This is a genomic window from Streptomyces sp. HUAS TT11, from assembly GCF_051553595.1.
Lineage (GTDB): Bacteria > Actinomycetota > Actinomycetes > Streptomycetales > Streptomycetaceae > Streptomyces.
Genome location: NZ_CP196184.1, coordinates 613,290 through 637,807 on the forward strand (window position 1 = coordinate 613,290; position 24,518 = coordinate 637,807).

Genomic DNA, 24,518 nt, shown 5'->3' on the forward strand with positions numbered 1-24,518 from the left:
AGCAGCACGACCGATCACGCAACGCGCCGTCACGTACCTGAGCGCGCTCCTGACCGCGCACGCCAGTCGGCCAGCCGGGCCAGTGCGGACGTGCGTCGGGCAGCGGGACACGCGCTGAAACGGAGGGAGGTCTCCGCGAGGTCGGCGAGAGCGGGCGCGTCCAGACCGAGCCATTCGCTCACCCGTTGGTACTCCTGGAGGACGGTGGTACCGCAGAACAGCGGGCAGTCACTGTTGACCGTCACGGGCACTCCCGCGGCCATGATGGCCGGCAGCGGGTGGTCGGTCAGGGAACGGCTGACCTGCAAGGCGGTGTTGGAGGTCGGGCACACGTCCAGGCACACGCCCCGCTCGGCCAGCTCGCGCAACAACCGGGGATCCTCCGCGGCCCGCACGCCGTGGCTGATCCGGTGGGCGCCCAGCGCCTCCACGCAGGCCCGCACGCTGGCCGGGCCCGCGCCCTCGCCACCGTGCGGCACCGCGGGCAGCCCGGCCACCCGGGCCTGGCGGAACAGGTCCGTGAAACGCTCGGGCGGATGGTTGGCCTCGTCACCCGCCAGACCGAGTCCGACCACGCCTGCTTCCCGGTAGGCGATGGCCAGGTCGAGCGACTCCCGTGCCGCGGCCATCGGCAGCCCGCGGTTGATCCCGACGATCACTCCCGCCGCGCTGTCCTCGGTCGCGCCGGCCCGCATGCCGTCCAGGACCGCTTCCACGATCCCCTCCGCCGGGCCGAGCCGGCCGGCGTAGGTCGGTGGGATCAGATACACCTCGCTCCACACCACCCCCTGGGCTGCGGCGTCCTCGACCAGTTCACGGCCAATCCGGTGCAGGTCGTCCAGGCTGCCGACGAGGTCGCGGGCGCGCTCGTAGGCCCCCACGAACTCGCCGAGCCCGGCGAACGGCCCGACCGGCGGCGCCGGCCGGCCGTAGGCATCGGCCAACTCCGCCGCCGTGGAGGGGCGCAGCGCGCCCTCCAGATGCAGATGCAGTTCGGCCTTCGGAAGTGAGAGCAGATCCGGCGGGACTTGTTCTCCGTTCACTTGGTGAGTCCTCCGTTTCCGGCCGCGTCCGCGGGCGTTGCTCGTTCCAGGGTTCCGGTACGGGCGGCCGGCGAGGTCGCACGCGGTGGTGGTGGTAGGCGGGTCGCCGGCCCGGGGGCGGACCGCCGGCGGGTCGGTCACAGGCTGCGGATCAGGCCGCCGTCGCAACGCAGGGCGACACCGGTGACGTACGAGGCGGGCGCGCCGCACAGGAACGCCGCGGCGGCGGCGAACTCCTCCGGCCGTCCGTAGCGGCCGGCAGGGATGGTGCGGCGGGACTCGGCCGCGGCCTCGGCCGGTGAGCGGCCGGTCCGCTCGGCGGCCGCCTCGTCCAGGCGGGCCACCCGCTCGGTGCCGATCCTGCCGGGCAGCAGCAGATTGACGGTGACTCCGTCCGCGGCCACCTCTGCCGCGAGTGTCTTGAGGTACGCCGCGAGCGCGGCCCGTCCGAGGTTGGACGAGGCCAGTTGCGGCAACGGGGCGGCTACGCCGCTGGAGCCGATGGCGAGCACGCGGCCCCAGCCGCGTTCGCGCATCCCGGGCAGGGTGAGGGCGACCAGCCGCTGCTGCGGTCGGACCAGTGCGTCGACCGCCTCAGTGACGTCCTGCGCGGTGACGTCGGCCGCGGCTTTGGGCCGCGGGCCCGGCCCGTTGAGGACCAGGACGTCGATCGCGCCGAGTGCCTCGGTGGCGGCGGCCACCAGCCGTTCGGGGCCGTCGGCGGCGAGCAGGTCGGCGGCGATCCCGATCGCGCCCGGCAGTTCGTCGGCGATCTCCCGCGCGCGGTCGGCGGAGCGCCCGCAGACGACGACGCTCGCGCCCTCCGCGGCGAGCGCCCGTGCGGTGGCCTCGCCCAGTCCCTGGGTGGAGGCGCAGACCAGAGCGGTGCGTCCCTTGAGTCCGATGTCCATCAGCGCGTCCCCGTCGTCGGCGCCACGGCGTCCAGGTGGCGTTGGAGTTGCTCGGCCAGGGCGTCCGGCATGGCCGAGGCGGGCGGCCGTACGGCGGAGTCCTGGAACAGCCCGCGCCGGCGCAGGCATTCCTTGCGGATGGCGAGCGCGATCCCGGCCTGCTGTTCGAAGTTGACCAGTGGCAGGTACGGCAGCCACGCCTGCCTGGCCTGCTCGTAGCCGCCGGTCTGCCACGCCTGCACGCAGGCGATCAGACCTTCGGGGTAGGAGAAGCCGGTCATCGCGCCGGCGGCGCCGCAGGCCAGTTCGTCCAGCAGTCCGATGCCGCCGAGCCCACCGAAGACCGGGACGTCCAACTCTTCGGTGAGGACCGCGACGGCGCCCGGGGTCGGCGGGGCCTCGGCCTTGACGGCGGCGACGAACGGCAGGTCTCGCAGTGCCCTGGCGAGTGCGGGGACCGCGATGCGTACCCCGCTGACCACGGGGTAGTCCTGGACGACGATGCTGGCACCGGTCCGCCGGTGGACCGCGCGCAGGTGTTCGGCGAGCACCGCCGGGTCCGGCGAGTTGACCTGGACCATCACGGCGGCCATCCGGTCGCCGAGCACCTGCTGCGCCAGCCGGGTCTCCTCGGCCACGGTCGCGGTGCCGAGCGAGGTCGCCCCCACCACGAGCGGGAGCGAGCTGCTGCCGACGACGGTCTCAAGGACCGCGCGCCGTTCACCGGTGTCGAGCTGTGCGGCCTCGCCGAAGACGCCGAGCACGGTGAGGCCGGTGGCTCCCGCACGCTCGTACGCCTCGACGACACCGGCCAGGCTGGTCGCGTCGATGTCGAGGGCGGGCCCGGTGAAGGGGGTCGCGAGAACGCCCCAGACTCCGGGTTTCAGGGTGGTCGATGACATTCCTGTTCCTCAGTTCCTCACTACTCGTGCGCTGTCAACGGCTGCCGCCGGAGCCCCCGGTGGATCGGCGGACGGGCCGCAGCCGCGCGCGGCCCCCCGGGCGGCGTGGAATGCGTCCCGTCGGTGTGGTTCGGGCCGGTGATCCGCCTGCGCGGTCGTCGGCCGCCGGCTGCGTGACGGCGGTGGCGGTCCTGGCCACGAGACGGATCGCGGCCTTCCTCACTCCGCGGCCGGAAGGACCCGTGCCCGAACCTCCCGGGGCAGCAGCTCCACCGGCCAGTTCTGGTACGTGACCGGGCGCAGCCAGCGCTGGGCCGAACCCACGCCGATCGAGCCGTAGGTCGGCGAGGTCGTGGCGGGGTAGGGGCCGCCGTGGTGCAGGGCGCGGGTCACGCTGACGCCGGTCGGCCACCCGTTCCAGATGACCCGGCCGGCCAAGGAGCTGAGCTGGTCGACGAGGGACGCGGCGACGGCGTCGGCCGGCTCACCGTGAATCGTCGCGGTGAGGCTCGGGCCGAGCGAGCGGGCGATCGCGCCGATCTCGGCCGTGTCCCGGTACTCGATCACGACGGCCGCCGGCCCGAAGCACTCCTCGATGCCGCCGCCCACGGTGGCCAGCACACTCGCGGGGGGTATCGAGACGAGTGTGGGCGAGGTGCCCCCCGAGCCTGCCACCACACGTGCGCCTGGCAGGCCGGACAGGGACTTGGTGCCTTCGGTGTAGGCGCCGGTGATGCGGTCAGTCAGAAGTGTCGCCGGTTCGAGACCGGCGAGGGCGGTGGCGGCGGCGTCGAGGATGCCGGAGTTCTCCGGTGCGATCAGCACGCCCGGCTTGGTGCACAGTTGTCCACCGCGGAAGGAGACGCTGGCGGCGAATCCGGCGGCGATCTCCTCGGCCCGTGCGGCGGCGGCCGCGGGGGTGACGAACACCGGGTTGAGGGAACCGAGTTCACCGTAGAACGGGATCGGGTCCGGACGGCCCACCGCGATGTCGAACAGCGCGCGGCCGCCGGCGAGCGAGCCGGTGAACCCGCACGCCTTGATCCGGGTGTCGCGCAGCGCGGCCACTCCCGGCTCCACTCCCTGGATGTGGGCGAAGGTGCCCTTCGGGGCGCCGGCCTTCGCCAGGACGGCGGCGACGATCTCCGCCGTCAGGGCGCTGAGTGCGGGGTGCCCCGGGTTGGCTTTCACCACCACCGGGCAGCCCGCGGCCAGGGCGGAGGCGAAGTCGTTGCCGGCCACGCTGAACGCGAAGGGGAAGTTGCTGGCGGTGAAGACCAGGACGGGGCCGAGCGGCATCATCGCCTGGACGAGATCGGGACGGGCCGCGACGGGGTAGTCCGCGTCGGCGGGTTCGGCCAGGATCCGGAGCAGCTCACCGGACTCGGCCGCCTGCGCCAAGTGCTCCAACTGGAACACCGTGCGCTTCACCTCGCCGTCCAGCGCGGCCCGATCGAGGTGGGACTCCGCCACCGCCAGGTCGAGCAGTTCCGCCCTTTCCTCATCGATCACCGCACCGACCGCACGCAACCACGACGCCCGCTCACCGCCGGTGGAGTCACGCAGTGCGGAGGCGGCCTCCTGCGCCGCCGAAAGCATGACTTCAAGCTCGCCCGCGGTGGTATCCGCGCTGACCAAAAACGGGTTGTTCACCGGACAGGCTCCCTAGCGACGTCGCAACAAACCGTTGACAGAATGAAAATCTTCACTACGTTGTGCCCATGCGTCAAGGCAGCGGAGTCACGCAGTGCGGAGGCGGCCTCCTGCGCCGCCGAAAGCATGGCTTCAAGCTCGCCCGCGGCGGCGTCCGCGCTGACCAAGGACGGATTGCTCACGGGACAGGCTCCCCAGCGACGTCGCAACAAACCGTTGACAGAATGAAAATCCTCACTAGGTTGTGTCCATGAGTGAAGCAGCGAAGCCTCGGTCGAGCGACGGTCCAACGATCGCCCCCCTGGTTGCCGCCATCGGTGAGACGGTGCGGTCCATACGCCGGGAACGCACGCTGACACTGGAGCAGCTTGCTGAAGCCAGCGGTCTTTCGGTGGGTGTGATCAGCCAGCTCGAGCGCGGAATCGGCAACCCTGCTTTCGCCACCCTGGTTCAGCTGGCGCACGCCCTGGACGTTCCCGTGGGCCGGCTCCTGCTGCGCATCGAGGACAACAAGTCGCCCATCGTCCGCAAGACGGAACGCCGTCGGGTGGGCGGGCACGGCCTGGCGACCGCCGCGGCCACCTACGAACTGCTCACGCCCGACCTGTCCGGCGCCCTCGAAGCCACCTGGGTGACTTCGCAACCCGGCCACGACACCAGTAAGACGCCGTTCACCCACAACGGAGAAGAGTTCGGGATCGTCCTCTCGGGCAGTCTCGACGTGTTCGTCGACGGCGTGCGTCACCATCTCGAAGCGGGCGATTCCATCCGCTATTCCTCAACGATTCCGCACTGGTACGTCAACGCCGGCGACGAGCCGGCGCACTGCATCTGGGTTTCCACGCCGCCGACTTGGTAGTCAGAGCGGCGCTCCCCCTTCCCCTATGTCCGACGGCCCCACAGTCGTGGCCGTCCGGAAGGCGTAGCCATGTCCACACTTCCCGAAAGGGCGCCCGGCGCCGCTGATTTCACCAACGAAAGACCGGCCAGAGAATCCAGGGATCGTCCTGCGGCGATGCGCCGCGCGATGCTTGGCCTGGGTCTCGGCAACACCCTCGAGTGGTACGACTGGCAGATCTTCGGCCTGCTGGCGGTCACCATCGGCCCGCATTTCTTCCGCAACGAGAGCTCTGTCGACGCGACACTGAGCACCTTGTCGATCTTCGCCGTCGGTTTCGCAATGCGGCCCATCGGCGGCATCGTGCTCGGTGGTGTCGCCGACCGCATAGGCCGCCGCAGGGTGATGCTTCTGTCAGTGGGGATGATGGCACTGACGACTTTGGTCATAGGGGTGATACCCGACGCCGGCACCATAGGTGTGGCGGCACCGCTGATCCTGCTCGTCTGCCGCCTGCTGCAAGGAATTTCCACCGGCGTAGAAGCACCGCTGTCCACGGCGTACGGTGCGGAGGTCATGCCGAAAGGCCGGTCGGGCACGGCCGCCGGTGTCATCAGCTTCTTTGTCAACTTCGGCATTCTGCTCGCCTCGCTGATCAACTACGTGTTGGGGCTCACGCTGGGCGATGCGCTGATGGGTGACTGGGGTTGGCGCATCCCGTTCTGGGTCGGCGCCGTGATGGGCCTCGTCGTACTGTGGCTGCGCCGCTCCCTCCCGGAAACCCTGCACGAGAGCGACCCCGACTACATCGGCTCCACCTCGAGGGTCTGGAGGTCGGTGTTCACCCGGTGGCGGAGCCTGCTGGCGATCATCTTCGTGGTCGGCGCCGCGCAGGCGTTCAACTACGGGTGGAACGTGGGCCTGCCGACCCTCGCACGGACCAAATTCGGCGAGAACCCGACGACCGTCTTCGGCATCACCACCGTGCTGGCGCTGATCATGATGGGCGGCTCGCTCGTCGTCGGCCCGCTCGCGGACCGATGGGCCCTGTCCCGGGTGTTCCTCTACGGTCGGTTCCTGATGGTCCCCGCGGTCTTCCTGCTCCTGCTTTACGCCCACAAGAGCATCGCCACCTTCACGGTCGTACTGCTGGTGGGCGCGCCGGTACTGGTGATCAACATGACCCTCTACGTTCTGGTGAGCACGTCGTTGATGCCCAAGGGAGTCCGCGCCGCGGGCTGCGGACTCGGCTACGGGGTCGGGGTCGCCGCGTTCGGCGGTACCGCGTCCTATCTGGTGGTCTGGCTGTCCGACAACGGACTGAGCGACCTGTTCCCCGTCTACATGGCCGTTCTGGCCGGTCTGAGCATCGCCTTCTATCAGTGGGCGAAGAAAGCTGAAGGAGTGTCCCTCGGTGCGTGATCTGCGTGTTTCGCCCGGCTCGCTCGACTGCGAGGTCGTGGCCCAGTCCGACGTCGTCGTGGTCGGCGGCGGCCCGGCCGGTGTGTCCGCCGCCGTGACCGCCGCCCGCAGCGGGGCTTCCGTCACGTTGCTGGAGCGCTATCCGGCCCTCGGCGGCCTGGCCTCGGGCGGCATGGTGCTCGTCCTGGACGACATGATCAACGCCCAGGAGATCACTGTCACCGGCATCGTGTCGGAGTACGTCGAGCGCATGACCAAGATGGAGCTGGCTGTCGTACCGCCCGAGGAGGATCGTTTCGCCTCAACGGAGACGTGGAACAGGTGGGGCCGCTACGGTGTCTTCGACTTCCACCAGTCGCAAAACCCGAAGCCCATCTGCTACTCGGTCGCGTTCGACCCCGACGCGTGGAAGAGGGTCTCCAACGACCTGGTGCGTGAGTCCGGCGTGAACCTCCGCCTGCACAGTTGGTTCTCGCGGCCGATCGTCGACAACGGGGTGATGCGCGGCGTGATCGCGGAAACCAAGGACGGTCCGCAGGCCGTGCTCGGCGACGTGGTCATCGACACCACCGGGGACATCGACGTGGCATCCCGCGCCGGTGCCTCCTACGTCAAGGACTCCTACCTGACCACGCTTGTCTTCCGGCTCGGCGGCGTCGACACCGCGGCAGCCGAGCGGTTCGAACAGGCCGATCCGAAGGCGGCCCGCCAGATCAACAGGAAGATCAAGCGGGTTCTCGGCGGCGCCTGGGAGCTGTGGTGGCTCAAGACCCCGATCCCTGGCGTGGTGTGGTGTAACGCACCCCACATGACCGGCTACGACGGCACCGACCCGGAGTCGATGACCTCGGCCGAGTTCGCGGCACGGGACCGTATCTCGGAGGCCGTCGCCCTGTGCCGGGAGACACTGCCGGGCTTCGAGAACGCCTACGTCGTGGACGTGGCGGAACAGATGGGTGTGCGGCAGACCAGGCTGCTCGAAGGCGAGTACGTGGTCACCGCCGAGGACATCCACTCGCGCAGGCACTTCGCCGACACGGTGGCCCGAGGGCGGGACTACTACACGCCCTATCGGGCGCTGCTGCCGAAGGAGGTCGACCAACTGCTGGTGGCCGGCCGGCACTACTCGGCGACTCCGCAGGCCCAGAAGATGTCCCGGGAGATCCCGCCGTGCATGGCGATGGGCCAGGCCGCAGGCGTGGCTGCAGCCCTGGCGGCCGATCGTGGCTGCACGGTACGGGAGGTTCCCGCACCCGACATTCAGGGAGTGATGCGCAAGTTCGGGGCGGACCCGGGCGACCAACCGAGCGCGAACGCGACGGTCACCACGGCATCGACTGAAGGAACAGACATATGAAGGCACTCGAAGGCATCACGGTTGTCGACTTCACCCAGGTGTTCATGGGTCCATCGGCCACGCAACTGCTCGGTGACTACGGCGCGGACGTCATCAAGATCGAGCGTCCGAAGGTTGGCGACCTGTCGCGGTCGTCCGTGGTGGACCCGCACGGCTTGGACAACCCGATCTTCTACTCCATCAACCGGAACAAGCGCAGCATCAGCATCGACACTCGCGGTGAGGAGGGCAAACAGGTCGTCCTCGATCTGATCCGTGACGCCGATGTGGTGGTCAGCAACTTCCGGGCCGGGGTGATGGATCGTATCGGGTTCGGGTACGAGGCGATGAAGGCGATCAACCCGCGCCTGATCTGGGCGTCCGGAACCGGCTTCGGCGAAAGCGGCCCCTACGCGCACAAGGGCGGGCAGGACGTGCTGCTGCAGGCTCTCTCGGGGGTGATGTGGCGCCGCCAGAGCGAGGACATCCCGCTGAGCATCTACCCGACGACGTTGTGCGACTACACCACCGGAATGCATCTCCTTCAAGGAATCCTGCTGGCACTACTCGCGCGCGAACGGACCGGCGAAGGCCAGCGCGTCGACGTCCGCATGTTCGACTCCATGCTCCACATGCAAATGCAGGAGGCAGCAACCCACCTCAACCGCGGAACGGAGATCAACTGGGCGGCCATGCCACTGTCCGGGGTCTTCGCCACCACCGACGGCGCGGTGTGCCTGGTCGGCGCCTTCAAGCAGGAGCCCCTGCGCGACATCTGTGCTGCGCTGGACCTGCCCGACACCCTGTGGCAGCGAGCGGACCTGCAGGACCCGCCGGGGCACATGGCAGCCAAGGCGGAGCTGCAGGGACTCTTCCGCGAGAGGTTTACCACCAACACCACCGCCCACTGGGTACGACGGCTCGAAGAGCAGGACCTCCTGTGCGCCCCAGTGCGGACCATGGCCGATGCCCTGGCTGACGAGCAGACGGCGATCAACAACATGATCGTCAAGATGGAACACCCCGGCGAAGGCGTCGTGCAGGTGCTCAACTCCCCCATCAGCCTGTCCGCGACCCCAGCCACGGTGGACCGTCGTGCGCCGCAGCTCGGTGAGAACACCGCCGAACTGCTGGCCGAGCACGGTTACGACGAGGAGCGGATCGCGCGGCTGCGCGAGAACGGAGCCATATCATGACCGATGAAGTCCGACTCGAGATCAAAGACTTCGTCGCCTACGTGACGATCGACCGGCCCGCCGTGCTCAACGCCGTCGACGGACCGACCACCGACCGGCTCAACCAGATCTGGGCCCAGATCGAGACCTCCCCCGAGGTACGGTGCGTGGTGCTCACCGGAGCCGGCGACCGCGCGTTCTGCGTCGGCGCGGACATGTCCCAAAGGGCAATCGACAAGACCGGCCTCGAATACTGGTCGCAGCTCGATCCGAACGGGTTCGGCGGACTGAGCCTGCGCACGACACTGGACGTGCCGGTCATCGCGCGGGTCAACGGCTACGCGGTCGGCGGCGGGATGGAGATGGTCCTGGGCTGCGACATCGTCATCGCATCGGACACCGCCAAGTTCGGGCTGCCCGAGCCGCGGGTCGGCAGGCTGCCGCTGGACGGCGGCATGGTCCTGCTGCAACGGAAGATCCCACACAACGCCGCCATGGGCATGCTGCTCACGGGCAAGCGGGTGCCCGCGAGCGAGTTGCACCGCCTCGGCCTGGTCAACGAGGTCGTCCCGGCCGCCGAACTCGACGACGCGGTGCAGCGCTGGGTGGACGACGTGCTGGCCTGCTCGCCCTCGTCGGTCCGGGCGATCAAGCAGCTCGTCACCCGTACCGCGCAGCTCAGCGCCCGCGAAGCGCGAGACGCACGGCTGCCCGCCGTCATGGCCGCCCTCGACAGCGAAGACAGCAAAGAGGGAGTGCTCGCCTTCCAGAACAAGCGCGCCCCCGTGTGGACAGGACGCTGACGACCGCCCCCGGCAGCATCGTCCCGGACACCGACACGACACTCGACGAACTCGCCCGCGCGAACCTCGCCCACGTCCACGGCAGACACATCGTCGTCCCTGACCTCAACACCCTACGCGCCAGCCAGTATCCACCCGCACCAGACACTCGCCCAACAGTTCAATCCTGCATGGGTACCGACCTCAACGAGAGTGGGACCGCACCACGCCCTTCGACCCGCCCTGCGACGGGACCGGCACTCCTCCTGCTTGAACTACCCCTTCAGCACGGAGAGTTGCACAGGGCCCGCATGGTTCGCTTGGGCCGAAGGCAACCCTCGACCGTTACGGCCGCGACCACTGCCTGGGCCGTAGCCCCCGACGTCCCGCTGGATGCCGCGGTGACCCTCGCCGAGTCGCTGCCGTGGCTGGAGCGGATCGTTTCCCTGGGCATCCCGGCAGCCTTTGCCGCACAGGACGGCGGCAAGCACCACCTCACCCATGGAGCTCCTTCGACGTGCTGTTGCTCGCAAGCTCCACCGAGTGGAAGATCTCGCCGACCGCCCACCGCGTGGCCGCGCAGGCGCGGCCTGGCCGCCCACAGGCCGCGTCAACTCCCGTCGGCGGCTATGCATCGCGCAAGCCTTCGGCTGCACCAGTTGCGACGGCGCCTGCCTCGCGTTCGGGCCCGACACCAACCTCCCACGCCTCCTGGCCTGGGGCTCTCTGCGGAACGCGGTTCTCGGCGCTGGATGGATCTGCAGGGGGCAAGCTCTGATTGGAGGCCCATTGACTCCGCAACCGGCATTGCGTCGCCTCACGACAATATGTAGTCGAGTGGAATGGCCCCTTGCATCAGGCCTCGCTGGGGCCCCTACTGTCGTCGGTGAACGAGTGACGATGTCTGGGAGGCGACGGGGGCATGAGCGAATTCGAGGCCGCGGCGGGGGCCGTGCCTGGCGGGGTGGTGAGCGGGAAGCGCGCGCTGAGTCCGGGTCGCAAGGCGATCAACTCGTTGATGTGGGCCGTGGCGGTTCCGGTGCTGCTGCTGTTCGGAGCGGGGGTGGCGCAGTGGGTGACGCTGCTCGGGGTGGTGGTTGTGGTGGCCGTCGTCGCGGTCGCGACAATTGTGGTCGGCGGAGTGTGGCACCGGGCCGGGGCGGCCACGCTGGTGGCGGTGGCCGGTTTCGCACTGACGCTATTCGCCGGGCCGGCGGTCTATGAGGGGTACATGCGGACCGTAGGAGAGCCGGTGGACGCAGTTGTCGTGGACGTCGTCGACCAGCACCGCAAGCATGGCGCCGACATGATGTGCTCGATCCGTGAACTGAGCGGTGAGCAGCGCACGTTCGAGGTCTCCCAAATGCAGAACTGCTTCGGTCAGGCCAAGAAGGGCGAGCGGATCGTGGTACGCGAGGACCCGCTGGGGCTGCTCGATCCGTGGCTGCCGTACCGATCCGGGGATCAGGACACGAGTGAGATCACCGTTGCTACGACCATCGGGCTGACTCTGGTGGTGGGGGCGTCTGTCTTCTATGGGGGGCATCGGCGGCGCAACGGTTAGGGCGCGTATTTGGTTGTGATCAAGGGGTGGTTCGTGTGAGGCCCTTGATCCAGATCATCGAGGCGCGTAGGTGGAGGCCCGCGAGGTAGCTGTCCGGGCTCTTGTCGTATCGGGTGGCGATGCCTCGCCAGGCCTTGAGCTTGTTGATCAGGCGCTCGACGGTGTTCCTCTCCTTGTACAGGTCGGCGTCGTGCCTGACCGGCCGGCCGCCGCCCCTGCCCTTCTTCTTCCGGTTGGTGGCCTGGTCCTTCTTCTCGGGGATGACGGCCTTGATACCGCGTTTGCGTAGGTGGACCCGGTTACCACGGGACGAGTAGGCCTAATGGGAGGCGAAGGCCGGCGCATGTTGGCCTTCGTGGGCGCGAGCCGAGCCTTCGAGTATGCCCGGGCCTGAGAGCTCTGTTGACAAGACGAGGCTGGCTCGCGCCCAGCAGTCCGGGCAGGAGTGTTCGGAATCAGTCGTGGTTAGTTCTGCAGGGGTCTCGAAGAGGTCCTGTTGCTGCGGGACGGTCCGGTTGCGGCTCTCGAACGGTTGGCTGTTCGTAGTCCGAGCCGGTTGCGCGGATCACTTCTCAGCTCTGCCTTGAGCTTTCAGCTCTGACGCGGACCGAGGGCCGTGTGACTCGCTGGGGTTGCGAACGGCTGGTGGGATGACGTGCCTTGAGCACTTCCATTAGGGAGCACGCGCACCCTGCACAGGCTCTGACCTGGGAAGAGAGTCGTCACGAAGGAGGGTCGGATGGAGATCGTCGGATTACCGACGCCAGTGTTCTGCGGGGTGGACTGGGCCGAAGATCACCACGACGTCGCACTGGTCGATGCGGGTGGACAGCAGCTCGCCAAGGTGCGGATCAGCGACGATGCCGCAGGGTTTGCCCAGATCACGGCTCTGCTGGCCGAGCACGGCGACAGCGAGGATGCGCCCGTTCCGGTGGCGATCGAGACCTCCCGCGGACTGCTCGTCGCTTGCCTGCGGGCCACTGGCCGACCGGTCTTCGCGATCAATCCGCTGGCGGTCGCCCGCTACCGGGACCGCCACTCCGTTGCCCGCAAGAAGTCGGACGCCGTCGACGCCGCGGCTCTGGCCAACATCCTGCGAACCGACATGGCCGCCCACCGCCCGCTGCCGGCGGACTCCGAGCTCGTCCAGGCCATCGCCGTGCTCGCCCGGGCCCAGCAGGACGCTGTCTGGGTCCGCGGCCAGGCCCACAACAAGCTTCGCTCCCAGCTCAGAGAGTTCTATCCGGCGATCCTCGCCGCCTTCGCCCAGCACAAGCACGGCCTGTGCTCAAGGGAAGCCCGCAGCATCCTGGCCGCGGCACCGACCCCGACATCGGCTGCGAAGCTGACACGGCAGCGTCTGCAGTTGCTGCTCAAACAGGCCGGCCGTGTCCGCGGCATCCAGGCCGAGGCCGAAAGACTCCACGAGGTCTTCAGACGCGACTACCTCCACCAACTCCCGCAGGTCGAAGCGGCTCTGGGACATCAGACTTCCGCCCTGCTCAGGCAGCTGAACACCGCCTGCGACAACGCCGCCCAGCTCGAAGAGGCCGTCACGCAGGCCTTCGAGGAGCATCCGGACGCTCCGATCATCCGCAGCTTTCCGGGTCTCGCCGCACTGACCGGCGCCCGGGTCCTGGCGGAGATCGGCGACGACCGCACCCGCTTCGCCACCGCCGGATCCCTCAAGGCCTACGCGGGAAGCGCCCCGGTCACCAGGGCCAGCGGCAAGAGCTGCAAGGTCATGAGCCGGAAGGTCAAGAACCAGAGACTGGCCGCCGTCGGCTACGTCTGGGCCTTCAACTCTCTCACCAGGTCACCAGGAGCCAGAGCCCACTACGACCGCCGAAGGGCCGCCGGCGACCGCCACGTCGCAGCACAGCGGAACCTCTTCAACCGCTTCATGGGCATGCTGTTCCACTGCCTCCAGAACGGCCACACCTACGACGAAGCAGCCGCCTTCCCACAGGCCTCAGCAGCACTCAGAGCAGCGGCGGCTTGACGCTTATCGGCGTGGGATGTCTTGTCCCCGGCGACCGCGTCCGGCCGGGTGCGGGGCCGGCCGACGGGTCCGGGGACCCGTATCGTGCCCAGCACGGGGATGAACTGTGGGCTGTCCGCGGCCTGGCCCGCGGCCAGGACGCACGCCAGCGGGCGGCACTTTCGGTCGGCGGCGAGGTTGACCTTGCTGGTCTGCCCACCCCTGGAACGCCCCAGGAGGGCGGCCTTCAGCCGGAGCTTGCGCCGACGTCGGATACGTCGTCGCTCCTCCCGCTCGGGATCCGCTTCGGCGTCCTGTCTCTTTTGTTCCTTCGCCGCTGCCCCCTTTGGCCTGGCCTTCTCCTCAGCCGCGGCTTTCTCCAGGGCGGGGAGGACATCCTCGCCCAGGTGCATGCCGGGGGCGTCGTGGTGGGCGCGCGCGGTGGTGGAGTCGATGCTGACCAGGGACAGGTCCACCGCACCCCGCTTCGCGGCTTCCGCGATCAGGCCCTCCGGCAGGGCCTCGAAGACGCCTGCGTCACGCCAGTGCCGGAAGCGGTTGTGAACGGTCGGCCAGGCACCGAACTCCTGCGGCATCTCCCGCCACTGGCCGCCGGTCTTGAACCGCCAAATCACGCCTTCGAACTGCTGCCGCAGCCGCTCGGGGTAGGGGCCGTACCCGCCGATCGGCAGGTACGGCTCGATGAACTCCCATTCGACGTCCTTCAGTTGCACTCGCGTCACGCAAGAAGATCTACCGGTCCGGGCCCGCCGCGAGGGCGAATCCCGCAAATTGATCACGATCCGATCTGCGCCCTGGAGCTGCCCCGAATACTGCGACGACTACGTGATGTCCTTGTCGCCTGGAGTGGTGATCCGGCGCCGCCGGTCTCAGGACCAGGCGATCTCGCCATGGCGGTCGATGAAGCGTCCGGTGCCGGCACCGGGCCCCTCGGTGGCGAGGGCGACGATCGCGTCCGTGCCCTCGGTGACGGTCTGGGAGCCGCTGTGACCGTTTATGTCGGTCGCGGTGTAGCCGGGGTCGGCGGCGTTGACGCGAATGTCCTTGAGCCCTTTGGCGTACTGCGTGGTCAACATCGTCAGCGCCGCCTTCGAGGAGGCGTACAGCGGCACGACGGCGTGCGACTCGGACCGGCCGGGGTCGTGGGTGAAGGCGAGGGAGCCCATGCCGCTGCTGACGTTGATGATCACGGGGTCGTCCGAACGGCGCAGCAGCGGCAGGAACGCGGTGGTGGTGCGGACGACGCCGATGACGTTGACGTCGAGGACGGCGCGGGCGTCGGCGGCGGTGAGGTCGCCGGGATCCCCGAAGGGACCCTGGACCCCTGCGTTGTTGATCAGGACATCGATCCTGCCCTCGTGCTCGGCGACGTCCGCGGCGGCGGCGGCCACGGACGCGTCGTCGGTCACGTCGACGGGGACGAAGCGTGCGCCCAGCGCGGCGGCTGCCTCCTCACCCCGCTCTCGGTCGCGGGCTCCCAGGAGAACGGTGTGACCGCAGGCGATGAGGCGGCGGGCGGTCTCGCGACCGATGCCCTTGTTGGCTCCGGTGATGAAAGTGATCGTCATGCCTTCGATGGTTGCCTTGACGAGGGAGCCGGACCAGGGAGGCTTCGACGGTGGGAAGACCAGTACCACCTTCGCGCCTCCGCATGTGATCGGGGACGCGGGAGGATGGAGAGCATGACGACGCCACCCCCCGGGGCCGGACTGGGCGCGATGATCCGCACGTGGCGGAACCGGCTGCCTCCGTCGGCCGTTGGGCTGCCGGTCGTCCGCAAGCGCCGGACGGTCGGGCTGCGGCGCGAGGAACTGGCCGACCTGGCCGGAGTGTCGGTCGACTACGTCGTGCGCCTGGAGCAGGGGCGGGCCACGACACCCTCGGCGTCGGTGGTGGCGTCCTTGGCGCGCGCCCTCCAGCTGTCCACCGCCGAGCGGGACCACCTCTACCGGCTGGCCCAGATCCTGCCGCCGGCGGACGGCACGATCTGCGACCATCTCCCGCCCGGTATGCAACGGGTGCTCGTCCGCCTCGGAGACGTACCGGTTGCCGTGTTCGCGGCGGACTGGCAACTGGTGTGGTGGAACCACGGGTGGGCCGCCCTGCTGGGCGACCCCTTGGCCTCGCCGCCGCGGATGCGCAACTTCGCCCGCGACAGGTTCCCGGTGGACGTCGATCACACCCCCCTCGCGCTGTGGCCGGTCACCGAGACGGACCCCGACACCGCCGACGCCGCCCTCGTCTCCGACCTGCGCCGCGCCACCGGCCGCTTCCCCCGGGACAGCCGCCTGGCCGCGCTGGTCCGCGACCTGAACGCAGGCAACGAGAGGTTCGCCGAGCTGTGGGCGACGGGAGAGGTGACCGCGAACCGCGAGGTCCGCAAGACGGTCGACCATCCGTCGGTGGGCCCGGTCACGGTGGACTGCGATGTCCTGACCGACGGCGACACCGAGCTCAAGATTGTCATCATGACCGCCGCGCCGGGCAGTGAAGACGAGACCAAACTCCGGCTCACCACCGTCGTCGGCCCACCGGCCAGCATGCGCAACTGATCCGCCCTACGCGTCGATCGACCGGTTGCATGTGCGCGGCGAGCGCCGAACCACGATGCTGACCTCTACCAGGAGAGAAACACCGTCGAGGGCCTGATCAACAAGCTCAAGGCCTGGCGAGGCATCACCATCCGATAGGACCCCAGACAGCTGCCTCACCATATACCTGCGCGCCTCGATGATCTGGATCAAAGACCTCACCCGGACCACTCATTGATCACAACTCGATACGCGCCCTAACCGACCGCCGCGGCGCTGGGGCACCACTTCGGAGCGTTGAGGCGATTCTCGTATGCGCGGCGGGCTTGTCCCGCACCGCGTCGCCCTCGTCGCCGACGGCGTGCCCAGGACGTCCGGGCCGGTGCCGACTCGAGGACCAGATGGAACAGGACCGCTGCGTCGAGCGCGTGCGGGGCCAGCCGGCGCTGGGTGCCATCGCCCGGGTCACCGGACACGCCAGTACGGCGCGCTGCATCGACCAACAGACCCCGGATCGCGGGAAAACACGGTCGCGAAGGAGAGGCCATAGCGCTGCCGCCGCGCCGTCTCCGGGTCACACGGCCCGCGCGCTGCCGACCGGCAAGAACGGCTCGACCAGGGCCAGGGCGCGAGCGAGCTGGTCTTCCTCAAACGACCGCAGGACCAGCGAGCGTCGACCGCGCGGCCCACAGACGCTTCGCCGGCGCGGTGGTCGAACCGGCCCCGGACGGGGTCGGGACGTAGCGAGCAATGACCGCGGGTCGATGCCGTTCAGGGCTTGCAGTGGCCGCGCATCGAAGACCGCGCCCCGCGATCGTCATCGGCTGCGACGAGGTCGGCGACTGCACCCTCCCAGGCGTACTACTGGCCACCTATCGCGCTGACCCGCCCTGATTGCCACACCGATCCGTTGTTGCATCCGGGAAATGCGGCATGCGCCTTCATCGAGAGGTGCTGATCGTTCATCCTGGGAGGGTGGTGATGGACAGGCGGCACCGTGAAGAGCTCCAGGCACGAGACCAGGAGAACAGGCGCCGTCTACAGGCCCTGTTCAACAATCCCGATCATGCGGCACGTGTGCTGGGAGAGGCGACGGCGAGAAACGACACGCCAGGCTCGATTTCCAGCATCGTGCTGGACCACGCCACCGTCGACCATGCCCTGCGGTACTTCAGCGGGGCGCGCTGGGAGGACTCGCGGATCCGGCTGCCCACGCGTCCGCGGCTCACGCTGCAGGCGGTAGCGGAGTACGTCAACGCTGCCATTCTCTACGAGAACGTGCTGACGGGTCCGGAAGGTTGGGCAACCGAGTACGGAGACCCGCTGCTGCGTGCGGCGAAGGAACTCGCCCAAGACGCCAGCAAGAGGCTGTCCTCGGAGGAGGTGTTCGCCGTCTTAGCGCTGGCCAAGGCGACGGCACTGGAGTCCGCAGGTCCACAGGGGATGATCGACGACCTCCGCACTTTGCTGGGTGTTCCGCTGAGGGAGGAGCAGGTCCTCGAGCACCTGCGCGCGATCGACCCGGAGCTGGCACATGTGTCGCCGCACCATCTGGTCGAACTCGTGGATGACGAGGAGTACTACCGTGGCGAGTCCATGACCGGCACGCTCCTGAGAAGCCAAGCCGCAGTCGGCGCGATCGACGAGACCGACGGCGATGGATTCTGGTCGGAGATGGACTACTACTGGACGGTGGGAAGCGTGAGCCGTAGCGCACACCCCGAACTCTTCGCCGCCCACCTGATTTACCGGACTCGCGTCTACGTGCTCCTCGCCGACTTGCTGGGCTGTCCGTACGGAGCCGACGCGTTGAGGACTGGCCTTGTCCCGCCCCGCCCGCGCCGCGCATTCGCCGAGCGGGTGGCGACGCTCGTGGACGACGCGGAACGCGACCGCGACCAGCAGATCAACGAACTCCTCACCTACGAGGCGTTCGAGGTTCGCATTCCTCTCGTCCTCAAACACGTTCTCAGCCGTGCCGGCAAACCCAGCGAAGTCCTGCCCATCACCCTCGAAATCCGGGACAGCAGGCCCGCCCGGCGATACCGCGAGCACTGCTCCCGCGTGGACGCTGCCATCGCCGAGGGCAACCGTGACGACGTCGCCCGCGCCTGCGCCGAACTCTCCTCGTACGGCGTGCGCTTCGAAGGCGAACTGGTCGCCCGGCACCCCACAATGGAGCCGGCAGTCCAAACGGCCAAGGACCTGGTCAGTATCGGGTCTCCCCTGCTCGGCGCTCTCATCCCAGGACTCACTTTCGCCGCAGGACAGGTAGGCAACTGGCGCAGACGACGGAGATTCGCCTTCCTGGAAAAGCTCACCAGCACCCCGCGTAACCTCAACACGGTCGAGCGCGAGTTCGCCCACCTCTGGCCCCGCTTGTAAGGCCCAGCGTCTTTCGGGCCTTCGGCCGGCCAGGAAATATCCTCCCGGCCAAGTGAGGTCGCCGACGGGCCAAAGGCTCACACCCCAGCCCCGGAAATCCTTATGCCCCGCTGTGAATTATTTTGGGAGAGAAGAGACGGGTTAGCCCGCCGTCCGGTGGAAGACGCATCATTGATCAGCCCGAAGCCCTCTGGGAACTCTTCCAGGAACTCGCGGCGAGCCGGGTTGCTCTCGGCAGCTGCCATCTCCCCAACCAGTTCGGTCAGCTCCTGTCGCTGATCACTCGGCAGCGTGCTGACGACGTGGGCAACACCCTTCATGACCTTGACCGCGTCGTCCTGATCCATCTGCTCGTCTTCGCTGCCGTCGATGAACCACAGGACATCGACCAACGCCTCGGCCAAGGCACGAGTCAAGGACGGGTACGAGGACGTCACGAGGGCCTCCCGGTGGATCAACGGCAGAGTCCGGCCATCCCAACACACCACTGACATCACTGTCCGTGAGCCTCCACAAGAAGTGGACCAGAGCCGGTACTCGCGTACATAGCCAGGCCGCCCTGTTCCTTGGCACAAGCCTCTGAAAGAGGCTCCCGTAGTTCGGTGATGTTCATGGCTGGGTTGAGGGTGCGGGCTCGGAGGAGTTCGAACGAAGCCCTGCCGTACGTGGCTTGTTGAGCGTTTTCACCCGGTTCAAGGATCCTTCGACCACACTGAAACTCCACGGAAGGGTGAGCCCGGCGGTAACGGCGTCAAGGTCTTGGCGGAGGAAGCCGGCGAAGCCCTTCAACGGCTTCGACCCGTCCTGCTCGGTCTACCGGATCCCTTCCCTACCCCTCCACCAGTGCGATTCCCAGCGGCGTCCGCTCATATAGCACCTTGTGCTTCTCCCGCCGGGAAGTGAGCAGCCTGGCGTCGCGCAGCGCGTGAAGGTGTGCTGATACGGACGACGGCGTCAGGCCCAGCCGGGCTGCCAGCGCCGAGGTCGAGGCCGGTTCCACGAGCGCGGCAAGCACCGACGCCCGGCCCGCTCCCAGCAACCGACGCAGCGCGGCGGAGGCCTCGGGGCCGCCCACTGCCCACAAGCCTCCGATACCCCGGGCCGGGTAGACCAGCGTGGGCTGCCACGGGGGGTCGAAGCCGCTGATCACCTCCGGCCAGGCGAAGACACTCGGCATCAGCAGCAGGCCCTCGCCGCGCAGCGTGCGGACGTGGGTGCGGTGGCGCCGCACCGTCAGAGTGCCGTCCGACCAGGACACCTCGGGGTGCAAATCGGCGAAGAGCGAGGCCAGACCGCCCTCGGCCAACCGCCTTGCGTGGAAGGCGATGTCCGCCTCGAGCAGAGTGCGCAGCCTCGGCCAGTGCGGCGCTACCAGCGCTTGCCAGGCCTGCTCCAGAAGGGCCGCCAGGTCCTGCACTGCCCGAGCCGGATCCGCGAGCAGCTTCTGCCCGGTGCTCGTGTGCAGTGCCCCGCCGTCGGCCAGCGCCCGGTGGATCTCGTACCGGGCCACCTCGGGGTCCGTCGCCCGCACTACCGAGATCTCGTCCGCGAACGTCGTGTCGAGGCCCAGCGGCGGCGGGCATACGAAGTCCGGGGTGTAGCCCGGCTCGGGCATGAGCAGCCAGAGCGGCAGGAGATCGAGCGCGCGGGCGACCTCGGCGCTGCGGCGCAGCCACGGAAGGTGGTAGGGCAGCGATTTGGCGGGGCGGTCCAGCGTGCGCACAGCTTGGTGGGTTTCCCAGAGCGGGGACAGCGCGAAGCGGCAGTGCAGCAGGTCGTCGGCACCGAGGCGCATGATGTGTGGCACGCTGTGCGGCTTTCTCACCTGTTTGTTCGCTTCTTCGGCCGCCGCTGCAGACACGTTCCGCAGATGCGGGATGCGGTGTCACCCGCAGCGTGACGTCCAACATTCGGCCAGGGACGAAAGTCTAGGCCGCATCCCCTCGGGGCCTCAGGCTGCGGCCGTGACCGCACCCACTGCAACGACCAAAACCCCGCCCCGCCGCACCGGCTACCGCGACGTCTTCGCCGTCCGCGAATTCCGCGCCGTCTTCGCCGCCCACGTGCTGTCGCTCTCCGGCACCGTGGTCGCTGTCATCGCCCTCGCCGTGCTGGTCTACCGCGACACTGGCTCCGCGCTCCTCACCGCGGTGTCCTTCGCCCTCTCGTTCCTTCCCTACGTTCTCGGTGGCGCTCTTCTCGCACCGCTTGCCGACCGCTATCCCGCCCGGCGGGTCCTCGTCACCTGCGATCTGGTCTGCGCCACAGCCACCGCCCTCATGGTGCTGCCGGACACGCCCGTCCCCGCGCTCCTCGCCCTGCAGGCCCTCACCTCCTTCGTGGCACCCCTCTTCAGCGGCGTACGGGCGGCGAGCCTCGGCGACATACTGCACGGCGACGCCTTCGTACTCAGCCGTTCACTGATGCGCATCGTGGCGCAGAGCGCGCAGATCGGCGGGAACGCCGGCGTCGGCCTGCTGCTGGTCGTCATGTCGCCGCGCGGCGCACTGCTGATAACCGTTGTTGGTTTCCTCGGCTCGGCACTGATCCTGCGCTGCGGTACCCGGCACCGCCCGCCCACGGCGCGGGAACGCGCCACCGGAGGCACCTGGACACTGCTGCGCGACAGGCAGGTCCGCCGGCTGCTCGCGCTTTTCTGGCTGCCGCCTGCCTTCATGGTGGTGCCGGAGGCGCTGGCCGCGCCGTACGCCACGGAACTCGGTGTCGGTACCGCAGCCGTCGGTCTGCTGCTCGCCGCGAACCCCGTCGGGTCCGTGGCCGGTGAGCTGCTGGCCGGCGGACTGCTGCGGCCTGCGGCACGCGAGCGGCTCGTACTTCCTCTGGCCCTGGCCGGGCTGCCCCTGCTCCTGCTCTTCGCCGCTCGGCCCGGGCTCACGTCGGCCCTGCTGATCCTGTGTGCAGCGGGGATGACCAGCGCGTACAGCCTGGGCCTGGACCGTTGGTTCTTCGATGCGCTGCCCGAGGAACTGCGGGCACGGGGCATGACCCTGCTGACGGCGGGGCTCATGACCGTCCAGGGGCTGGGGATGACGCTCGGCGGGCTGGTGGCGGAGTACGTGCCGACGCACGTGGTGTTGGCGGGCGCGGGCGGGATCGGGGCGTTGTGCGTGCTCGCCGTCGCACGCTCCGTGTACCGAGCGGAGGCCAGGCGACCGGGGTCTGAGACAGGGCCGACCGCCATGTGATCGGCTTGTACTCCCATGCGCCCGGCCCCGGACGGGCCGGGCGCCCGCTCAGAACCAGTCGGGGCTCGGGCGGGGAATTTCACGTGCTCTGGCCGCTCTATCGTGAATGATCGCGGGCTGTCTCCCTTGTAACGGTGCGCATTGTGGGGAGGTCGCTCTGTCGTCTGGAGCCGGGCGGGTAGGGACCCAACTGCGGTGCAGGCACTGCGGGTCGACCGCCAGGGGCGGAGCCGGGATCGGTGGGTGAGTGGAGGTCGGTGACCAGGGCAGCGAGCTGGACCAGCAGCCGTTCCCGGGCGATGAGTTCGGCAGAGACTGCGCGGGTGTCGTGGTGGATGAGCAGGCCGGCGGCATCCCAGAGCTGGTGCCGACCGATCTCGGCGGCGCGCCGTGCCTGGTCCAGGTCGCTGTCGGCGGCGGCCTGAATCAGATGGTTGTACAGGCCGGCCAGGCGCTGCAGGTACCGGCAGGCGGCTTCGCCCTCAACCGTCCGGACGTGCTCGCCTGCGCGGGCATCCAGGCGGTCGGGCATGTGCTCGGTCAGCAGCGGCATCAGCAGCATCAGCGGCACCGCCACACCGACCGCTGTGCCGTGGCTGATCGCGGCCGCGGCAGCAACCAGGCCGAGCACGGCAACGGCTGCCACCGAACAGCGCACGGAGACGGGCAGCAGGGGCAGACGCTGGGCGGGGCGTCGGCTCAGCCAGCGCAGCGCGAGCCGCTGCAAGCGGGTGGCCGCCGGTGTGAGGACGCCGATGCGATGGGCACGCTCGGGCAGACAGTCGCCTGCGGGGACGGTCCAGTCCACAAAACCCCAGCAGGTCCGCTCCCGGATCAGCACGGGCTCGCATGTCTGCGTGCACCAGGTGCCGCAGCAGAGATGACCGGTGCGCCGGGCACGGGTTCGCAACTGCTCCCAGTGGCCAGGTTGCTGGTCGAAGGGCCGCAGCCCGGAGGCGGGCGGTGGCGTGCGGCTCGTCATGCGCTGGTGCCTTCCAGTCGGCGAGTTGAGGCCGTGGCGCAGGTGATGCAGCGGCCGTCGCTGCCGGGGTGGGCGCGCCGGGGCGTGGGGCCGGTGCAGCAGCGGCACAGCGGCCAGTTCAGGCAGGCCGGGCAGAGGCTCTCGCCCGGGGCGCATCCGGGCAGGCCGCAGCCAGCGCATTCGGCGAGCGCCCGGTAAGCCAGCGCCTCGCGTACCGGGCGGTGGTCGGCCAAGGCGGTCTGGGAGGGCCGCACCGCGGGGGCGGGATCCGGGCAGGCGGCCGGGGGCGGATAGGCGTAGGCGGCGTTCAGTCGGGCGGCGACGATCGCGTCGACGCGCTGGATCTGTGGGCACATCGGATGTTCGATCAGCCTGCCCGGTCCAAACGTTGCCATCCCAAACAAGAACTCGGATTCCGCCAGGAAGTACAAGAAAACCAAGTACATCGGCTACATGATCCACTATAAAGGCAAGATCTGGAAATACGGGATATCCCGCGTCGGCACGAGCAGACCGGCCAGCCAGATCAGTACCTGCAACAGGTATTACGGCACAAGGAGCGGGTGTAGGTACACCGTAATGAGACGTATGACGGGATGGCTCAACGCCCGCAGCTGGGAAACGGCCATGATTCTCAAGTACGTGGCCAGGCACCGTCACTGCCCACCAGGACAGGCGAAACGCGTCTGCGTGTAAGGTGCCGCGCGCGCAGGGGTGAATGAACAATAGGCGGGTGGGTGTCACCAATGCACCCACCCGCCGCCCCATCAACGGAAAGGAGCCTGATCCATGACACAAGAAGACTTCTGGTCTTTCATCGACCTCCTCAGAGGTACGGCAAACCAGCACACCACTCCCGCACTGGCAGAAGCCCTCGCATGCGAGGGACAGGTTCGTATCGAAGAATTCGCCGATATCTTGGCGGAAAACCTGCAGTATCTTGCAAGTGAGCCTCTGTCGGGAATTCCAGTCCGAGATGTGAACGATCCATCAGACGCAACGCCGGTGCCGCCGGTTGGCGATGCGCTCATCAACCTCCACTTCGCGATTGTGGCAGCAGGCAGCTCACGGTTCCAGCAAATCCGGAAGCATCCGAACCAGGTGGCCGACTACGCCTGGGACTTCAGTGAGTCGGATGGCCTTGCCGAGGCTGTCTCCACGGCCTATGAGATCGCCACCGGACAACCGTGGCTGGGCCCACTACCCGGATTCGGTACGGACGAACCCGAAGAGTCGACTGCCCTTGCGACGAGGGATACCTCCTGGCTCAGCCTCGCTCTGCACGGCGACAACGACATTCCCACAACGTATTTCGATGCAGCCGGCGCCGTAGTCGATATGATCCACGCCGACCCACAGTGGCGTACCTGGTGGTCACGCGACGAGCAGCGCGACCTGGACATCGAGATCGAATACACCTCACAGGCGGAGCGCAGTCGCGTCACAACCCGAAAGAGACGAGCCTTCGCCTCGGTCCGCAGGAACGGCTCGCGCTTTCGAGGGTTGAACAAGGGTCGCCTTACCCACCTTGCTGCCACTGATCTGGAAGCGATTTTCACACACGTGTCTACGTCTCTGAGCCTGCCGACGCCGCCCCAAGTACCTCGTCCGGCACATGCGATCCCGCCGACAAAGCAAGACGAGGCGACTCACGCAAGGCTGGAAGAACTGCGACAACGACACCGCAAACACCTCTGAACCACATCAATCTCGGAGCGGCATCGCAAAGTCGGGTCCACCTGGGAGTGGGATGACGACGGCCTGGCCGGCTCCATCGGAAAGGAAC

Annotated in this window: 20 protein-coding genes and 2 pseudogenes; 11 read left to right on the plus strand and 11 right to left on the minus strand. The window is 68.4% G+C overall.

What is annotated here, in order from left to right:
- Positions 1 to 29: 29 nt before the first annotated feature.
- The 4 genes from add to ACSHXN_RS03040 form a co-directional block, all read right to left on the minus strand.
- Positions 30 to 1,043: an adenosine deaminase gene (gene add, locus ACSHXN_RS03025; RefSeq protein ID WP_355140711.1), complete on the minus strand. Its 1,014-nt coding sequence runs from the start codon at positions 1,041 to 1,043 to the stop codon at positions 30 to 32.
- 137 nt (positions 1,044 to 1,180) lie between these two features.
- On the minus strand, positions 1,181 to 1,954 hold the full coding sequence (locus tag ACSHXN_RS03030) for an SDR family oxidoreductase (RefSeq protein ID WP_438302584.1): 774 nt from the start codon (positions 1,952 to 1,954) through the stop codon (positions 1,181 to 1,183).
- On the minus strand, positions 1,954 to 2,856 hold the full coding sequence (locus ACSHXN_RS03035) for a dihydrodipicolinate synthase family protein (protein WP_438302585.1): 903 nt from the start codon (positions 2,854 to 2,856) through the stop codon (positions 1,954 to 1,956). Before ACSHXN_RS03035 ends, ACSHXN_RS03030 begins: the two co-directional genes overlap by 1 nt.
- Before the next feature lie 219 nt (positions 2,857 to 3,075).
- A complete protein-coding gene (locus ACSHXN_RS03040; RefSeq protein ID WP_355140714.1) occupies positions 3,076 to 4,509 on the minus strand; it encodes an aldehyde dehydrogenase family protein in 1,434 nt (477 codons plus the stop codon).
- Between the two features lie 250 nt (positions 4,510 to 4,759).
- On the opposite strand from ACSHXN_RS03040, the gene ACSHXN_RS03045 reads away from it, so the two are divergent.
- From ACSHXN_RS03045 to ACSHXN_RS03070, 6 genes are all read left to right on the plus strand, one after another.
- Positions 4,760 to 5,368, plus strand: a complete 609-nt coding sequence (locus ACSHXN_RS03045; protein ID WP_355140715.1) for a helix-turn-helix domain-containing protein — start codon at positions 4,760 to 4,762, stop codon at positions 5,366 to 5,368.
- Between the two features lie 156 nt (positions 5,369 to 5,524).
- Entirely contained in the window at positions 5,525 to 6,769 is a 1,245-nt protein-coding gene (locus ACSHXN_RS03050) for an MFS transporter (RefSeq protein ID WP_355140716.1), read from the plus strand.
- The gene (locus tag ACSHXN_RS03055) at positions 6,762 to 8,126 is read left to right on the plus strand and encodes an FAD-dependent oxidoreductase (protein ID WP_355140717.1); all 1,365 of its coding nucleotides are present in this window, start codon (positions 6,762 to 6,764) and stop codon (positions 8,124 to 8,126) included. Before ACSHXN_RS03050 ends, ACSHXN_RS03055 begins: the two co-directional genes overlap by 8 nt.
- Positions 8,123 to 9,301, plus strand: coding sequence for a CaiB/BaiF CoA transferase family protein (locus tag ACSHXN_RS03060; protein ID WP_355140718.1), 1,179 nt, complete (start codon positions 8,123 to 8,125; stop codon positions 9,299 to 9,301). The genes ACSHXN_RS03055 and ACSHXN_RS03060 overlap by 4 nt, the downstream gene beginning before the upstream one ends.
- Entirely contained in the window at positions 9,298 to 10,083 is a 786-nt protein-coding gene (locus ACSHXN_RS03065; protein ID WP_355140719.1) for an enoyl-CoA hydratase-related protein, read from the plus strand. Before ACSHXN_RS03060 ends, ACSHXN_RS03065 begins: the two co-directional genes overlap by 4 nt.
- Before the next feature lie 901 nt (positions 10,084 to 10,984).
- Positions 10,985 to 11,626, plus strand: a complete 642-nt coding sequence (locus tag ACSHXN_RS03070; RefSeq protein ID WP_438302586.1) for a hypothetical protein — start codon at positions 10,985 to 10,987, stop codon at positions 11,624 to 11,626.
- A gap of 19 nt (positions 11,627 to 11,645) precedes the next feature.
- Here ACSHXN_RS03070 and ACSHXN_RS03075 read toward each other — a convergent pair.
- Positions 11,646 to 11,945: pseudogene (locus ACSHXN_RS03075) on the minus strand (transposase); the annotation flags it as partial.
- A 420-nt stretch (positions 11,946 to 12,365) separates the two neighbouring features.
- On the opposite strand from ACSHXN_RS03075, the gene ACSHXN_RS03080 reads away from it, so the two are divergent.
- Positions 12,366 to 13,628 (plus strand): IS110 family transposase, encoded by a 1,263-nt coding sequence (locus ACSHXN_RS03080; RefSeq protein WP_438302587.1) that lies wholly within the window; start codon positions 12,366 to 12,368, stop codon positions 13,626 to 13,628.
- 20 nt (positions 13,629 to 13,648) lie between these two features.
- On the opposite strand, the pseudogene ACSHXN_RS03085 reads toward ACSHXN_RS03080, so the two are convergent.
- Positions 13,649 to 14,350 (minus strand): annotated as a pseudogene (locus ACSHXN_RS03085) (transposase); the annotation flags it as partial.
- A 147-nt stretch (positions 14,351 to 14,497) separates the two neighbouring features.
- Positions 14,498 to 15,196, minus strand: a complete 699-nt coding sequence (locus ACSHXN_RS03090) for an SDR family NAD(P)-dependent oxidoreductase (protein WP_355140722.1) — start codon at positions 15,194 to 15,196, stop codon at positions 14,498 to 14,500.
- A 105-nt stretch (positions 15,197 to 15,301) separates the two neighbouring features.
- On the opposite strand from ACSHXN_RS03090, the gene ACSHXN_RS03095 reads away from it, so the two are divergent.
- Together ACSHXN_RS03095 and ACSHXN_RS03100 are read left to right on the plus strand one after the other, a co-directional pair.
- Positions 15,302 to 16,180, plus strand: a complete 879-nt coding sequence (locus tag ACSHXN_RS03095; protein WP_438302588.1) for a helix-turn-helix transcriptional regulator — start codon at positions 15,302 to 15,304, stop codon at positions 16,178 to 16,180.
- Positions 16,181 to 17,140: 960 nt separating this feature from the next.
- Complete coding sequence (locus tag ACSHXN_RS03100; protein ID WP_438302589.1) at positions 17,141 to 18,544, plus strand: hypothetical protein; 1,404 nt, start codon at positions 17,141 to 17,143, stop codon at positions 18,542 to 18,544.
- Positions 18,545 to 18,621: 77 nt separating this feature from the next.
- On the opposite strand, the gene ACSHXN_RS03105 is transcribed toward ACSHXN_RS03100, so the two are convergent.
- Together ACSHXN_RS03105 and ACSHXN_RS03110 are read right to left on the minus strand one after the other, a co-directional pair.
- Positions 18,622 to 18,948, minus strand: coding sequence for a hypothetical protein (locus ACSHXN_RS03105; protein WP_383358305.1), 327 nt, complete (start codon positions 18,946 to 18,948; stop codon positions 18,622 to 18,624).
- A 425-nt stretch (positions 18,949 to 19,373) separates the two neighbouring features.
- Positions 19,374 to 20,351, minus strand: a complete 978-nt coding sequence (locus ACSHXN_RS03110; protein ID WP_438302590.1) for a DUF5937 family protein — start codon at positions 20,349 to 20,351, stop codon at positions 19,374 to 19,376.
- Between the two features lie 157 nt (positions 20,352 to 20,508).
- Between ACSHXN_RS03110 and ACSHXN_RS03115 the strand changes: the two genes are divergently transcribed.
- Positions 20,509 to 21,750, plus strand: a complete 1,242-nt coding sequence (locus tag ACSHXN_RS03115) for an MFS transporter (protein WP_356114359.1) — start codon at positions 20,509 to 20,511, stop codon at positions 21,748 to 21,750.
- A 97-nt stretch (positions 21,751 to 21,847) separates the two neighbouring features.
- Here the strand turns inward: ACSHXN_RS03115 and ACSHXN_RS03120 are convergent, their stop codons facing one another.
- A complete protein-coding gene (locus ACSHXN_RS03120; protein ID WP_438302591.1) occupies positions 21,848 to 22,732 on the minus strand; it encodes a hypothetical protein in 885 nt (294 codons plus the stop codon).
- Positions 22,729 to 23,127 carry a hypothetical protein gene (locus ACSHXN_RS03125; RefSeq protein ID WP_355140728.1) on the minus strand — a complete coding sequence of 133 codons (399 nt, stop codon included), beginning with the start codon at positions 23,125 to 23,127 and terminating at the stop codon, positions 22,729 to 22,731. Before ACSHXN_RS03125 ends, ACSHXN_RS03120 begins: the two co-directional genes overlap by 4 nt.
- 394 nt (positions 23,128 to 23,521) lie before the next feature.
- Between ACSHXN_RS03125 and ACSHXN_RS03130 the strand changes: the two genes are divergently transcribed.
- On the plus strand, positions 23,522 to 24,430 hold the full coding sequence (locus tag ACSHXN_RS03130; protein ID WP_438302592.1) for a hypothetical protein: 909 nt from the start codon (positions 23,522 to 23,524) through the stop codon (positions 24,428 to 24,430).
- Positions 24,431 to 24,518: the final 88 nt, after the last annotated feature.